This window comes from Vibrio sp. JZG120 (assembly GCF_053890955.1).
Genome location: NZ_JBSRRK010000012.1, coordinates 1 through 15,724, shown reverse-complemented (window position 1 = coordinate 15,724; position 15,724 = coordinate 1). Strand labels below are relative to the sequence as shown.

The window sequence follows — 15,724 nt, the reverse complement described above, 5'->3', positions numbered from 1 at the left end:
ATTTATTCAGTAAAGCTATGGTTATAACCTCTCTTTAATGCCAACTTATGGCCTTTATTGAACACTGGGAGATTTGAACACGTGAGAAAGTCGGCTTACGCAAGAAAGCTATTTCTGATCAGTATGGAAGATAATGCGCAAAAAAAGGTGGCAGCACTCGAAAAGTACATTGATATGAGCATCCCGGTGATTTCAACCGAAGCACTCATGGAAGCTAAGCCACAGCATCGTAATAAAATCCTACTGATCGACTTCAGTGAACATAAATCACTCGTTCAATCGATCAAAAACTTACCGCTGGTATGGAAGAACTTTGAAACCGTTGTGTTCAATGTCCCTAAAAGGCTGACCACGGATGAGCTGCTTTCATTTGGTCAATTAAAGGGGCTGTTCTATTCCGAAGATACGCTAGAGCAAATTGGAGAAGGATTAAAAGGCATTGTTAACGGTCAAAACTGGCTGCCGCGTAATGTAACCAGTCAACTTTTACACTATTACCGTAACGTCATTAATACTCATACTGCCCCAGCCACGGTAGACCTAACCATTCGCGAGCTGCAAGTACTGCGTTGCTTGCAAGCTGGCGCCTCAAACAGCCAAATGGCCGAGGAATTATTTGTCAGTGAATTCACCATCAAATCGCACTTGTATCAGATATTCAAAAAGCTATCAGTGAAGAATCGCGTTCAAGCAATCGCGTGGGCAGATCAAAACTTAATATCATGATGCGATGCCGCGACTCTTATGACTAAAATGACGAGTCGCTCATCTTTTTTCCGCACTGAGTCTCACACTTTTTCCTACTTTATTCATGATTCATTGACGACTCTCGTGTTAAAGTTATGCGCAGATTCTTGATAATAACGAGATAGGATATTCCCCCAATGATTAAAAAATGTCTGTTCCCTGCTGCAGGCTATGGCACTCGCTTCTTACCGGCAACGAAATCTATGCCAAAAGAGATGATGCCAGTCGTGAATAAACCGCTTATTGAATACGGCGTTGAAGAAGCAATTCAAGCTGGTATGAACGGCATGTGTATTGTGACGGGTCGTGGCAAACACTCTATCATGGACCACTTCGATAAGAACTACGAACTGGAACACCAGATTAGCGGTACCAATAAAGAAGAGCTATTGGTAGATATCCGTGAAATCATTGAATCTGCAAACTTCACTTACATCCGTCAACGCGAGATGAAAGGCTTAGGCCACGCGATTCTGACCGGGCGTGAACTGGTGGGTGACGAACCATTTGCCGTCGTTCTTGCTGATGACCTTTGTGTCAACGAAGAAGAAGGCGTGCTAGCTCAAATGGTGGCGCTATTTAAACAGTTCCGTTGTTCTATCGTTGCCGTACAAGAAGTCCCAGAAGATGAGACTCACAAATACGGCGTTATCTCTGGTGAAATGATCAAAGATGACATCTACCGCGTAGACGACATGGTAGAAAAACCTGAGAAAGGTACGGCACCAAGCAACCTTGCGATCATTGGTCGCTACATTCTGACCCCTGATATTTTCGAACTGATTGAAAATACAGAGCCAGGTAAAGGTGGTGAAATTCAAATCACTGACGCGCTACTTAAACAAGCAAAAGCGGGCTGTGTCTTGGCTTACAAATTCAAAGGCAAACGCTTTGACTGTGGTAGTGTTGAAGGTTACATCGAAGCAACCAACTACTGTTTTGAAAACCTTTATCTAAAAGATGAAAAAGCTTCAGAGTTAGGTAAACACGCAACACAAAAAGCGGTATAAAGCATCGTCGTAGTACGAAATTATTGTTTCTAAAGCCCAGCATTATGTTGGGTTTTTATTTTTACTGTTTTTTTATCCAGTAATTTTCTTTGCACATTTCTCACACTATGTAATACTTGCCCCACTTGGTTATACATAGAGCAAAAACGATGGATAAAATAGAAGTTCGCGGTGCCCGAACCCATAACCTCAAAGACATTAATCTTACAATCCCTCGCGATAAACTGATTGTCATTACTGGACTAAGTGGCTCCGGTAAATCCTCTCTCGCTTTCGATACATTGTATGCAGAAGGCCAACGACGCTACGTAGAGTCTCTCTCTGCCTACGCTCGTCAGTTTTTGTCTCTGATGGAAAAACCCGATGTCGACCATATTGAAGGGTTATCACCCGCGATTTCTATTGAACAGAAGTCTACTTCTCATAATCCGCGTTCAACCGTCGGTACAATTACCGAAGTGTACGACTACTTACGTCTGTTGTATGCTCGTGTGGGTGAACCCCGCTGTCCAACGCACCATGCCCCTCTTGCCGCACAAACCATCAGTCAAATGGTGGACAAAGTTCTGGAGATGCCAGAAGGCAGCAAAATGATGCTGTTGGCCCCTATTGTCAAAGAGCGTAAAGGTGAGCATGTTAAAACGCTTGAGAACCTGGCAGCTCAGGGCTTTATTCGTGCGCGTATTGATGGAGAGACATGCGATCTATCTGATCCTCCAACGCTAGAGCTACATAAAAAGCACACCATTGAAGTCGTGGTCGACCGCTTTAAAGTTCGTCCAGACTTGCAACAGCGCTTGGCCGAATCTTTCGAGACAACACTCGAATTATCAGGCGGTATTGCGGTTGTCGCGTCAATGGATGGCGACGGTGAAGAGATTATTTTCTCCGCCAACTTCGCTTGTCCACAATGTGGTTACAGCATGCAAGAGCTAGAGCCGCGACTTTTCTCATTCAACAACCCTGCTGGTGCGTGTGGGACTTGTGATGGTTTGGGTGTGCAGCAATACTTCGATCCAAGCCGAGTAATTCAAGATGATTCATTAAGCTTGGCACAAGGTGCGATTCGCGGTTGGGATCAAAAGAACTATTACTACTTCCAAATGCTCACCTCATTGGCTGATCATTATGGTTTTGATCTCCATGCACCTTTTAATTCTCTGCCAAAGAAAACGCAAGATGTCATTCTAAAGGGCTCTGGTCGTACTGAGATTGAGTTTAAATACATCAACGATCGTGGCGATATTCGCGTTAAGCGCCATCCATTCGAAGGTATCCTGAATACCCTAGAACGTCGCTATCGTGATACAGAATCCAACTCTGTCCGTGAAGAGCTTGCGAAATACATCTCCACTAAATCTTGTTCAAGCTGTGGTGGTACTCGTCTTCGCCTTGAAGCACGTAACGTGTTTATTGCTGATACGACACTGCCTGAGATTGTTGAACTTAGCATTGCTGATGCATTGGAATTCTTCCATTCCTTGAAACTTGAAGGTCAACGAGCCCAAATCGCTGAAAAAGTGATGAAGGAAATCAACGACCGCCTGCAGTTCTTGGTTAACGTTGGTTTGAACTATCTAAACTTGTCTCGCAGCGCCGAAACGCTCTCTGGTGGTGAAGCACAACGTATTCGTTTAGCAAGCCAAATTGGGGCGGGTCTTGTTGGTGTGATGTATGTTCTGGACGAACCGTCGATTGGTCTCCACCAGCGTGATAATGAACGCTTATTAAAAACGCTCACTCATTTGCGCGATTTGGGGAATACCGTGCTCGTGGTAGAACACGATGAAGATGCTATTCGCTGTGCGGATCATGTCATAGATATCGGTCCTGGCGCTGGCGTACACGGTGGTCATGTTGTCGCGGAAGGCACCATGGAAGAGATAATCGCAAATCCGAATTCTCTGACAGGTCAGTACTTAAGTGGCGCTAAAGAAATCGCAGTGCCGAAAGATCGCACGCCGCGTGATCCGAAAAAAACGGTTGAGCTCTTAGGCGCAACAGGTAATAACCTTAAGAACGTTAATCTTTCAATTCCTGTTGGGTTATTCAGCTGTATTACAGGGGTATCTGGTTCAGGTAAATCAACGCTGATTAATGATACTTTCTTTAAAATTGCTCATACCCAACTTAACGGGGCGACAACGGCTCAGCCTTCACCTTATAAGTCGATTAAAGGTTTAGAGCACTTCGATAAAGTTATCGATATCGATCAAAGCCCAATTGGTCGTACACCTCGCTCTAACCCAGCGACCTATACGGGAATCTTTACCCCAATCCGTGAACTGTTTGCAGGCACACAAGAGTCGCGTTCTCGCGGTTACAAGCCGGGCCGTTTTAGTTTTAACGTACGCGGTGGTCGTTGTGAGGCCTGTCAAGGTGATGGTGTCATTAAAGTTGAAATGCATTTCCTACCAGACGTTTATGTGCCATGTGATGTATGTAAAGGTAAGCGCTACAACCGTGAAACACTTGAAGTACGTTACAAAGGCAAAACCATTGATGAAGTGCTAGAAATGACGGTCGAAGATGCACGCACCTTCTTCGATCCAGTTCCTGCCATCGCTCGCAAACTACAAACACTGATGGATGTGGGTTTGTCGTACATACGATTGGGTCAAGCGGCAACAACACTCTCCGGTGGTGAAGCACAGCGTGTGAAACTGGCGCGAGAGCTATCCAAACGTGATACAGGAAAAACCTTGTACATTTTGGATGAACCAACAACCGGCTTGCACTTCCATGATATCCAGCAGTTGCTCACTGTATTGCACAGACTTCGCGACCACGGAAATACTGTCGTGGTGATCGAGCATAACCTAGATGTCATTAAGACTGCGGACTGGATTATCGATCTAGGACCTGAAGGGGGACAGGGTGGAGGCGAGATAATCGCTCAAGGCACACCGGAAGATGTGTCGCAAATCGAGGGTTCGCACACAGCTCACTTCCTTAAGCCTATGTTGAAGTAGAAAAAACAGGTAAAGTACCGAGACCAGCAAGTGCTGGTCTTTTTTCATTCAAAACAACGCAATAACTATGGCTACTATACATGTAAGTGGAACAAAGCTTTCTCCCGAAAAAGTACAGGTTCCCCTCAATCGCAAGTTTCTCATTGCCTTGGCAACACTATTTGTGTTGGCAATGCACTTTTTCATGCCCAACCCCGGCGGTTCAGGGCTTTCACTTTCCTTCAATGCGACAACTTGGATTGCTTTTAGCTTTGCATTAGGCATTGGGTGCTACCAACTCGCGAATAATCGAGCGCTACGTTACTCAAAATTAACCATCGGCTTGTTCATTAGTGCTCTTATCATGACGGTGCCCATTCTGTACCCAAATGCGAATAGCAGTTTGGCAGCCAACAAGCTCATTGGTCTGTGGTGTGGCGTCCTGTTTTTTATTGTCTTACAACAATTTCATTTCAGTAATAAACATCGCCAACGCCTGTTATGGTTCATTGTCCTTGCGGTTGTTATCGAAGCCATTTTGGGTCTGACACAATATCTGTATCTCAAACCAGGCAATCCGTTTGGTTACGACACGATGGCCAATCGTCCTTATGGTATTTTCCAACAGCCCAATGTAATGGCCAGCTTTCTTGCGACAGGATTGGTGATTGCCAGCTATTTACTTGCACGTCAGCCCTACAAATACGACCGTAAGTTAAGCGATGTTTATCTTCTCTATGCCGTGCCAGTTTTAACCTTACCACTAATTGTGGCGTTGGCTTCACGCACTGGTTGGTTAGCATCGATCATCGCCGTTTTGTTGGTCATCCCATACATGTATCGCTTTGCGACCAAAGGGCGCTTTATCCGCTGGGTTACGTCGCTTGTCACTGGGCTCTTACTCTCAGTGGTTGTCATGCATCTTGCCTTTCCTGATGGAGGTGGGTTGGCCGCAGAAAAAGTAAACATGGAGTCTCCTCGAGCGTATACTTTTCCGCAAACATTAGACATGGTGATTGAAAAGCCTTTTACTGGCTATGGATATGGCAAGTTTGAATCTGAGTACATGCTGTATACGGCTCGTCAACATGCACTAAATGAGAATTACCCAGCTGGTTTGCCAGCCATGGATCATCCGCATAATGAGCTACTTTACTGGGGAGTAGAAGGTGGCTTGCTGCCAATACTCGGCATCTTCTTAGCGATGGCACTGGTACTGTATCGAATCTATCAAGCCAAACGCGGAACTCGTCTTGCGTTGCTGGCCTTGTTTATACCTATCGTATTGCACTCGCAACTGGAATACCCTTTCTACCACTCTCTCGTGCATTGGTTGATCTTCGTTATCCTGCTGTACTGGGTAGATCAGCGCGTCTCTCGTTATCGACAAGTCGGCTTTAGTAATGTGACCAAAAGCTTGCTGCGAGTCTTTAGTTTGGTACTTCCCGTTACGTTTACGTTTTACATGGTAAGCGCATTGCATACGAACTATGTACTGACGAAGTTTGAGACCACTAGGCCAACTAACCCTGATATTCTGAATCAAGTCAGTAACCCTGTAGTTTGGAAAGACAGGTTTGATTGGGATGTCTATAGCACGTTTTTAAACATTGGGCTGTACCAACAAGACGCAACCTTGATTCAGCCTTATATCGATTGGTCGCTAAAAATCATCAAAGATAAGCCTCGCCCTGCATTTTATAATAATTTGATTTTGGCCTACCAAGGCTTAGATGACTCAAGTAAAGCGGAGCAAATTAGAGCTGAAGCGCAGTTTTTGTTCCCGAAGATTGATTTCAGTGACGTCAATTACCGACCACCTTCTCAAGCAATCTCTGCCTCACCAGCACCCACTTCAGGTGAAGAGTAATAAGTACAAAAAAGCGAAGGGATGACCTTCGCTTTTCTTTATCTCATTGCTGTATGATTTTATTCAGTGAGTGACTCTTCCAACGCTTTTAAGCACAGCGCAACGTTTTCAGATCGAGCGCCGTAACCCATTAAGCCAATACGCCACGCTTTACCAGCTAATGCCCCAAGGCCAGCACCAATTTCTAGGTTATAGGTTTCTAGCAAGTGAGCACGAACTTTTGCTTCATCAATTCCTTCAGGCACGTAAATCGCATTTAATTGTGGCAACCGATGGGCTTCGTCCACAACAAATTCAAAGCCTAACTTTTGTAAGCCATTTTTGAGTTTTTCATGCATCAGTTGGTGACGAGCCCAAGCGTTTTCTAAGCCTTCATTTTTCAGTATCAATAAAGCTTCATGAAGCGCATACAAGCTATTAACTGGCGCCGTATGATGGTAACTACGCTTGCCTTCTCCACTCCAATACCCCAACACTAAACTCTGATCGAGGAACCAACTCTGTACTGGTGTTGTTCTTGCTTGAATCTTTTCAATTGCGGCAGGAGAAAACGTCACGGGTGAGAGCCCTGGTACACATGACAAACATTTTTGACTGCCAGAGTAAACCGCATCCAGTTGCCATTCATCCACTTTTAACGGCACACCACCAAGTGACGTCACCGCATCAACAATAGATAATGCATTATGCTGTTTCGCCAGCTTACCCAATGCTTGAGCATCACTGACTGCACCAGTTGAAGTTTCCGCATGCACAAAAGCAAGAATTTTTGTATCTGGGTGCTGTTCGAGTGCTTGCTCGACTTTATTAATGGAAACAGGCGTCCCCCATTCATCATCGACGATAACAACTTCACCACCAGCACGGACGACATTTTCGCGCATGCGTTCACCAAATACACCGTTACGGCAGACGATCACTTTATCGCCTTTCTCGATCAAGTTTACAAAGCAGGTTTCCATCCCTGCACTACCTGGCGCTGAAACCGCAATAGTGAACTCATTGTCAGTTTGAAAGGCATACTTCAATAGCTGCTTGAGCTCATCCATCATACCGATAAACAGAGGATCAAGGTGACCTACGGTAGGACGGCTTAGCGCTTGTAACACTTGAGGATAAATATCAGAAGGACCAGGTCCCATTAAAATACGGTGAGGCGGAATAAAGCTTTGGATCGACATGTCAGCTCCTTGATTATCTTTTATCCTGAGCATTCTAAAAGTTCTATTCAATAACATGGCTCAGGTGTAGGGTTCTTCACCCTAATAGATTTTTCCTCTATCAGCAATTAGCCGTAAGTATGGAGGTCAAACCAGTGTCACAAAATCGTTAATAAAAAACACCATAAAGGTTGAAATATTGATTGACATTAAGGCCTCAAAACCGTTCAATGTTTGAGCTTTATGTAGAAGAGGAGCGCTACCCAGGTAGATGATTTGTGGAACCGCAATTCCAACACCAATCATTGAGGGGGAGTAGTGCCGAGGTAAGTCAAAGTTGCAGGGTTTGACTTGTCGGTTGAATTGGGCTGAATCCCATCAACTGTCATCAGCGCAGTCTGATGAAGGGCTTCTGAGGGTAAATTTTTCAAATAGCATTCTAAATACCTCTCTTTTTGCTCTGTTCCTTTTCTCACTAAACATTGGATGTACAATTTTTTAGGAAGTCGTGGGAGAACGCAGTGAGCGCATTTAACGTAGCTAAATTCGGTGGGACCAGTGTTGCCAACTTTGAGGCAATGAGTCGTTGTGCCACCATTATCGAAAACAATCCAAATACTCGCCTGGTCGTGAGCAGCGCTTGCTCTGGCGTCACCAACCTGTTGGTAGAACTCGCCAACGGTGTTCAGGATCAAACGCACCGTACTGAGCTGCTGCAAAATCTGGCCAACATTCATGACGCCATTTTAACTCAGCTCGAAGACAGCACGAAAACTGCTGCCGAGGTGTATGGCATATTAGATACCGTAACCAGCCTGGCCGAGGCTGCATCTATCCAAGCTAGTGCGAAGTTAACCGATCATTTGGTCGCATGTGGCGAACTCATGTCGACGCATATTCTAACTCAGTTAATGTGTGAGCGAGGCATTCAAGCTGTGCGCTTTGATATCCGCGATGTGCTGCGTACTGATGACAACTTTGGTCGCGCGGAGCCAAACATTGAAGCAATTTCGACGCTTGCGCAAGATAAACTCATACCACTTTGCCAACAATCCGTTGTTGTTACTCAAGGCTTCATAGGATCTGACGAAGCCGGTAATACAACAACACTAGGTCGAGGAGGCAGCGATTATAGCGCCGCCTTAATTGCTGAGAGCGTCAAAGCGGCAGGGTTAGAAATCTGGACTGATGTTCCGGGCATCTACACAACAGACCCGCGAATTGCGCCAAAAGCCTCACCAATTCCCGAGATCAGCTTTAGTGAAGCTTCAGAAATGGCGAACTTTGGCGCTAAAATCCTTCACCCTTCTACGCTAGTACCCGCATTGCGCCACGACATTCCGGTATTTGTAGGGTCATCGAAAGAGCCAGAAAAAGGGGGAACTTGGATTCGTCACCAAGTCGAAAGCTCACCGTTGTTCCGTGCGCTAGCTTTGCGTTGTAACCAAACCATGGTAACGCTACGCAGCGCCAACATGTTCCACGCATACGGCTTCTTAGCAAAGGTTTTTGAGATCCTTGCAAAGCATAAGATCTCTGTCGATTTGATCACGACATCTGAAATCAGTGTATCGTTAACACTTGATCAAACTGATACCTCTGGCGGAGCACCACAGCTGCCGCAAGCTGTACGAGAAGAGTTAGAAGAGTTATGTAAGGTAGAAGTTGAACATGACCTATGCCTCGTTGCTCTCATTGGTAACAACATGAGTGAGAGTAAAGGCTACGCGAAACAGGTTTTTGGCACGCTAGAAGACTTTAACCTACGCATGATTTGTTATGGCGCTAGCCCTCACAACTTATGCTTCTTGCTCCATGAATCGGTATCGAAACAAGCCATACAAAAACTCCACACCGAGTTGTTTGAGAAGTAAGTTCAACTCAATAAAACAAAGGGCTGCGTATCTGCTGCCCTTTGTTGTTTCAATAGTTGTTACATTTGAACGAGGTAAACATCAATTTAACCGTTAATGTTTGGCCCTAACCATTTTTCAGCCTCGATCCTATCCCACCCTTTGCGATCGGCGTAGCTCTCTAGCTGATCTTCTTGGATCTGTGCGATCGCAAAGTAACGTGAGTCAGGATGAGAGAAATACCAACCAGAGACTGACGCGCCCGGATACATTGCATAGCTGGAGGTTAGAGTCATGCCAATATTCTCTTCCACATTAAGTAGCTCCCAAAGCGGTCCTTTTTCAGTATGCTCAGGACATGCTGGATAACCCGGCGCAGGGCGAATACCTTGGTATTTTTCACGAATGAGCTCATCGTTAGATAAATCTTCATCCTCAGCATAACCCCAAATTTCTTTACGGACACGCTCATGCAAATACTCAGCAAACGCTTCGGCTAGGCGATCCGCCACCGCTTGAATCATAATTGCGTTGTAATCATCTCCCTGCGCTTTGTATTCATCCGCAAGCTCTCGTTCACCAATACCACCAGTGACAGCAAATGCCCCTATCCAATCATGTTTACCTGACTCTTTAGGTGCGATGTAGTCAGACAAACAATAGTTGAACCCTTTTGGTTTCTCGGTCTGTTGACGCAAGTTACGCAGTACTTTCACAACGTCGGTACGAGTTTCATCAGAATAAACTTCAATGTCGTCCCCCACGCTCGCAGCAGGGAATAAGCCACACATTCCACGCGCTTTTAACAGGCCTTCTCGCTCAACTCGGTCAAGTAACTCGTTGGCATCTTCGAATAAACGTTTTGCTTCTTCACCGACTTCTTCATGTTGGAAAATTGTTGGATACTTACCCACAAGTGACCAAGTCATAAAGAATGGTGTCCAATCAATGTATTGACGTAACGTGGCAACATCAAAATCATCGAAGATATGAATACCAGGCTTAACAGGCACTGGAGGGGTGTAAGCTTCCCAATCGATCGCAACTTTATTCGCTCGAGCAGCTTCTAATGTCACTGGTTTGGTTCTCGGTTTCTTTCGATTATGTTGATCACGTACTCGTTCGTAATCAGCTTCAAGTTTTTCAACAAATTCAGGGCGACGTTCATCTGACAATAGAGAAGTACATACGCCCACTGCACGTGAGGCGTTGTTCACGTAAACAACTGGATGCTTGTAATTTTGCTCAATCTTAACTGCTGTATGAGCTTTTGACGTTGTTGCTCCACCGATGAGAAGAGGTAAGTTAAAATCGAGACGCTCCATCTCTTTTGCAACATGCACCATTTCGTCTAATGAAGGCGTGATCAACCCTGACAAACCAATAATATCAACGTTCTCTTCTTGCGCTACTTTTAAGATCTTTTCGCAAGGAACCATGACACCAAGATCGATAATTTCGTAGTTATTGCACTGCAATACAACACCAACGATATTTTTCCCGATATCGTGTACATCACCTTTGACCGTCGCTAGCAAGATCTTACCGTTTGTTTGTCCCACCTGCTTTTCTGCATTGATGTAGGGCTCGAGATGCGCGACTGCTTGCTTCATCACTCGTGCAGATTTTACGACCTGAGGAAGGAACATTTTACCTTCACCAAACAAGTCCCCGACGACGTTCATCCCATCCATGAGTGGGCCTTCAATCACCTCTAATGGCTTTGAAGCATTTACACGAGCCTCTTCGGTATCATCAACGATAAACTCGGTTATTCCTTTCACTAACGCGTGTTCTAAACGCTTTTCAACAGGCCAAGTTCTCCACTCAAGTGCAGAGGCATCCTCCTCTTTACCTACCCCTTTGCCTGCATATTCCGCCGCGATATCTAACAACCTCTCAGTGGCATCATCACGACGGTTAAGAACGACATCTTCCACAGCCTCACGCAGTTTTTCAGGCACGTTATCGTAGATTTCTAACTGACCTGCATTCACAATCCCCATATCCATGCCATTCTTAAAGCAGTGGTAGAGGAACACCGCGTGAATCGCTTCACGCACATAGTTATTACCGCGGAATGAGAAGGAAACGTTAGAAACACCACCCGAGATCATCGCGTGTGGTAAATCACGTTTGATATCGCCAACGGCTTCAATGAAATCCACCGCGTAGTTATTATGCTCCTCGATACCCGTAGCAATGGCAAAAATGTTCGGGTCAAAGATGATGTCTTCTGGTGGAAAGCCCACTTCATCAACGAGAATTCGGTAAGCGTTGGTACAAATTTCCACTTTGCGCTCACGTGTATCTGCTTGCCCTATCTCATCAAACGCCATCACAATCACAGCCGCACCATAACGGCGAATCAACTTAGCTTGTTCAACGAATTTCTCTTTGCCTTCTTTGAGAGAGATCGAGTTAACAATGCCTTTGCCTTGGATGCACTTAAGACCGGCTTCAATAACCTCCCACTTGGAAGAGTCGACCATGATTGGTACTTTTGAGATTTCAGGTTCTGACGCACAAAGGTTTAAAAATCGAACCATACAAGCTTGTGCATCCAACATGCCTTCATCCATGTTGATATCGATAATTTGAGCGCCATTTTCAACTTGTTGACGAGCCACATCGAGCGCTTCATCGTACAGTTCTTCTTTAATCAAGCGCTTAAAACGCGCAGAGCCAGTTACATTCGTACGCTCACCGACATTGATGAATAAAGAGTCTTTATCAATGGCGAGCGGCTCTAAGCCAGACAAGCGACAAGCAACGGGAAGGTCAGGCAATTGACGAGGGGCGACATTTTCAACCGCGAGTGCCATTTGGCGAATGTGCTCTGGAGTTGTGCCACAACACCCACCAATCAAGTTTAAAAAGCCACTTTGAGCCCACTCTTGAACATGCTTAGCCATATCTTCTGGCGATAAATCGTATTCGCCGAATGCATTCGGAAGCCCGGCATTTGGGTGAGCGGAAACAAAAGATTCTGATATACGCGAAAGCTCTTCAACATAAGGACGCAGCTCATCTGGGCCCAGCGCACAGTTCAAACCAAACGAAATCGGTTTAACATGACGTAATGAGTTGTAAAACGCTTCTGTGGTTTGACCTGATAATGTTCTACCGGAAGCATCAGTAATAGTCCCCGAGATCATCACAGGTAACTCAATACCCATCTCTTCAAACACACTTTCAACAGCAAATGAACAAGCCTTAGCGTTAAGAGTATCGAAGATTGTCTCGATAAGAATAAGGTCAGAACCACCTTTAATCAGCGCTCGAGTCGATTCAGAGTAAGCCTCAACTAACTCGTCGAAAGAAACATTTCGATATCCGGGGTCATTTACATCAGGAGAAATAGAACAAGTTCGGTTCGTCGGCCCTAAAACCCCTGCGACATAACGCGGTTTATCGGGTGTTTTTGCGGTCCATTCGTCTGCAACTTCACGTGCAAGCTTGGCAGCTGCAAAGTTAATTTCTTCACTTAGGCTTTCCATCTCGTAGTCAGCCATCGCAATGGTTGTTGCGTTAAACGTGTTGGTTTCGAGAATATCTGCACCCGCTTCTAAATATGCAGCGTGAATTTCCTTGATAAGTTGAGGCTGACTTAGAACCAACAGGTCGTTGTTACCCTTTAGATCACAATGCCAATCCGCAAAGCGCGTTCCTCGATAGTCTTGCTCTTCAAGTTTGTATCCCTGAATCATGGTTCCCATACCACCATCAATCAAAAGAATACGTTGCTTCAATTGAGCTTCAATCTGTTGTCTTACGTTACTTCCCACAGTACAGCCTCATTCCTTTAGTTATCTTTCCATCCTATCACACAAACTTCAGGAGTCTAGACGTCTAAACGTGGAATTAATGATTATTTTATCTCCTTCTTAACTTACAAAATAATCGCGAAAAAATGTTTGCTATTTAAGCAGCATCAGTCGAGAATCCCATTCATAAAATGTTACAAATAGAGAGCTCTATGTCGGTCTATCATACTTTATGTTTTCTATCCGCAGCTGCGATGCTAATTGCTTTTGTAAACAGCAAGATAGGAAAGATGCAAACCACCATTGCGATTACCGCAGGTTCAATGGTGCTTTCACTTCTAATCTTAATTGCGGGCCAAAACAACTGGTTCCACCTCACCGAAATTGCGACAGAAACGGTCACAAGGATCAACTTTGAAGATTTCTTGCTCAAGGGCATTCTTGGCTTCTTACTATTTGCGGGTGGATTAGGCATCAAACTCCCGAACCTTAAAGATCAAAAATGGGAAATTACCGTTTTGGCTCTCGGAGCCACCCTATTTTCCACTTTCTTTATCGGGTTTGCGCTCTACGGATTCTGTCAGTTAATTGGCATCCAATTTGATTTGGTCTACTGCTTACTATTTGGTGCTCTAATATCGCCAACTGACCCAATCGCTGTATTGGCTATAGTTAAAAAGCTCGATGCTCCCAAACGTATCTCCACCCAGATTGAAGGAGAGTCGCTCTTCAATGACGGCTTCGGTTTGGTTATCTTTGTCACTCTATTTACGATTGCATTTGGTACTGAGGCACCAACTGTAGGTAGTGTCACCTTACTCTTCATCCAAGAAGCTATCGGTGGTATCACTTATGGTTTCGTACTCGGTTTGCTATTCCACTACTTGATCAGTGCCACCGATGATCACTCAATGGAGTTATTACTTACCATTGGTGTCCCAACGGCAGGTTACGCATTTGCTGAATACATCCATGTGTCAGGCCCATTAGCGATGGTTGTATCTGGTATTATGATTGGCAACTGGACACGTTTTATTGGCTTTTCGAAAGAGAGTGAAGATCACCTTGACCACTTTTGGGAGCTCGTCGATGAGTTCTTGAATGGCGTGTTATTCCTACTGATCGGTATGTCGATGCTGCTATTTGAATTTCACAAAGAAGACTGGATCATGATGGCTATCTCAGTCCCTCTTGTGCTGGCAGCGCGCTATTTAAGCGTATTTCTCTCGTACATTGGCTTTAAGCGTTACAGAAAATATAACCCGTGGTCAGTACGTATTTTGACATGGGGCGGCTTACGCGGGGGCCTTGCATTGGCAATGGCACTTTCCATTCCATCTGGTATTTGGGTGATTCAAGATAAGTTAATCGATGTAAAAGAGATTATTCTTGTAATGACCTACTCCGTCGTTGTTTTCTCTATCCTCATTCAAGGCTCAACGATCACCCCAATGATTGAAAAAGCAAAAGCTGAAGAGAAGAAAATGGAAGAGAACAACCTGGCAATAACCACTCCAGAACATACGGAGCCAGTGGACTCTTAAAGACACGTAACTTAATAGATAAAAAAGCAGCTATCTAGCTGCTTTTTTCATATCTAGTCTTCGGACTCCCCTTCAAGAATAGAACGCTTGTTACTCTTTGATATACAGTTAAATATTCGAATAATCGCTACGCTACATTTTCATAGATACTAACTATTGCCGATAGATAGTATTCATATACGAGTCTTTTAATTTACCCATTTTCATCTGTATCACTTCTCTTCCCTTGGCAATATAGGCTCCTCGCAAACATCAAAGCTAAACTTCCACAATACTTAGCAATGAGCGAGTTTGTATTTTTATAGAGAAAGAAGCATTGAGGATGATTGCGAAATCACTCCCCCAAACGGGCTTGAAATCCCACCAAACTAAGGTCCGAGCTAGCACTCAGGTTGTTCAAGCCCTTAGCAGAAGTTTAGAGTCCTCATACTTGATCTCAGCGACACTGAACTTATATTCAAAGTTGTTCTGTTTTCGAGATAGAAACAAAGCGACACCTCGAACGACTAAGTTCTGTCACATAGCTAGATATTTCTAATATGTTATAGAGGAATCTTTGGTAAGCACGTGCTGGTACTCAAAACGAGAGCTCGAGACTGTCATCAACTAGTTCATGACAGGGCTTAGAAAGCATAGCGAAGAGGGAAGCCTGCCTCTCGATGCAAGGTTTCAATATGGAAATGAGGTTAAGGTAAGTCGGGTAACCAAAACGAAAAAAGCCCCAGTCTTTCGACTGAGGCTTAATATAAGTGGCGGAGTGGACGGGACTCGAACCCGCGACCCCCGGCGTGACAGGCCGGTATTCTAACCAACTGAACTACC

The 15,724-nt window shown here is 44.8% G+C and carries 8 protein-coding genes and 1 riboswitch; of the genes, 6 read left to right on the top strand and 2 right to left on the bottom strand.

Going from position 1 to position 15,724, the window contains the following annotated elements; genetic code table 11:
• The first annotated feature begins 81 nt into the window (after positions 1 to 81).
• The 4 genes from ACWPOD_RS19630 to ACWPOD_RS19615 all read left to right on the top strand — a co-directional run bounded on the left by ACWPOD_RS19630 (position 82) and on the right by ACWPOD_RS19615 (position 6,578).
• The gene (locus tag ACWPOD_RS19630) at positions 82 to 726 is read left to right on the top strand and encodes a LuxR C-terminal-related transcriptional regulator (protein WP_282174957.1); all 645 of its coding nucleotides are present in this window, start codon (positions 82 to 84) and stop codon (positions 724 to 726) included.
• 158 nt (positions 727 to 884) lie between these two features.
• Positions 885 to 1,757, top strand: coding sequence for a UTP--glucose-1-phosphate uridylyltransferase GalU (gene galU, locus ACWPOD_RS19625; protein WP_005397418.1), 873 nt, complete (start codon positions 885 to 887; stop codon positions 1,755 to 1,757).
• Between the two features lie 149 nt (positions 1,758 to 1,906).
• Positions 1,907 to 4,729: an excinuclease ABC subunit UvrA gene (gene uvrA / locus ACWPOD_RS19620; protein WP_456232152.1), complete on the top strand. Its 2,823-nt coding sequence runs from the start codon at positions 1,907 to 1,909 to the stop codon at positions 4,727 to 4,729.
• A gap of 67 nt (positions 4,730 to 4,796) precedes the next feature.
• Complete coding sequence (locus ACWPOD_RS19615) at positions 4,797 to 6,578, top strand: PglL family O-oligosaccharyltransferase (RefSeq protein WP_456232151.1); 1,782 nt, start codon at positions 4,797 to 4,799, stop codon at positions 6,576 to 6,578.
• Between the two features lie 59 nt (positions 6,579 to 6,637).
• Here ACWPOD_RS19615 and ACWPOD_RS19610 read toward each other — a convergent pair whose 3' ends face one another.
• Complete coding sequence (locus ACWPOD_RS19610; protein ID WP_124009108.1) at positions 6,638 to 7,759, bottom strand: pyridoxal-phosphate-dependent aminotransferase family protein; 1,122 nt, start codon at positions 7,757 to 7,759, stop codon at positions 6,638 to 6,640.
• A 220-nt stretch (positions 7,760 to 7,979) separates the two neighbouring features.
• Positions 7,980 to 8,158: riboswitch (Lysine riboswitch) on the top strand.
• A 101-nt stretch (positions 8,159 to 8,259) separates the two neighbouring features.
• Between ACWPOD_RS19610 and lysC the strand changes: the two genes are divergently transcribed.
• Positions 8,260 to 9,612, top strand: a complete 1,353-nt coding sequence (gene lysC / locus ACWPOD_RS19605) for a lysine-sensitive aspartokinase 3 (RefSeq protein ID WP_012841364.1) — start codon at positions 8,260 to 8,262, stop codon at positions 9,610 to 9,612.
• Positions 9,613 to 9,698: 86 nt separating this feature from the next.
• Here the strand turns inward: lysC and metH are convergent, their stop codons facing one another.
• On the bottom strand, positions 9,699 to 13,379 hold the full coding sequence (metH, locus tag ACWPOD_RS19600) for a methionine synthase (RefSeq protein WP_456232150.1): 3,681 nt from the start codon (positions 13,377 to 13,379) through the stop codon (positions 9,699 to 9,701).
• A 191-nt stretch (positions 13,380 to 13,570) separates the two neighbouring features.
• On the opposite strand from metH, the gene ACWPOD_RS19595 reads away from it, so the two are divergent.
• On the top strand, positions 13,571 to 14,902 hold the full coding sequence (locus ACWPOD_RS19595; protein ID WP_031780627.1) for a cation:proton antiporter: 1,332 nt from the start codon (positions 13,571 to 13,573) through the stop codon (positions 14,900 to 14,902).
• The last annotated feature ends 822 nt before the right edge of the window (positions 14,903 to 15,724 follow it).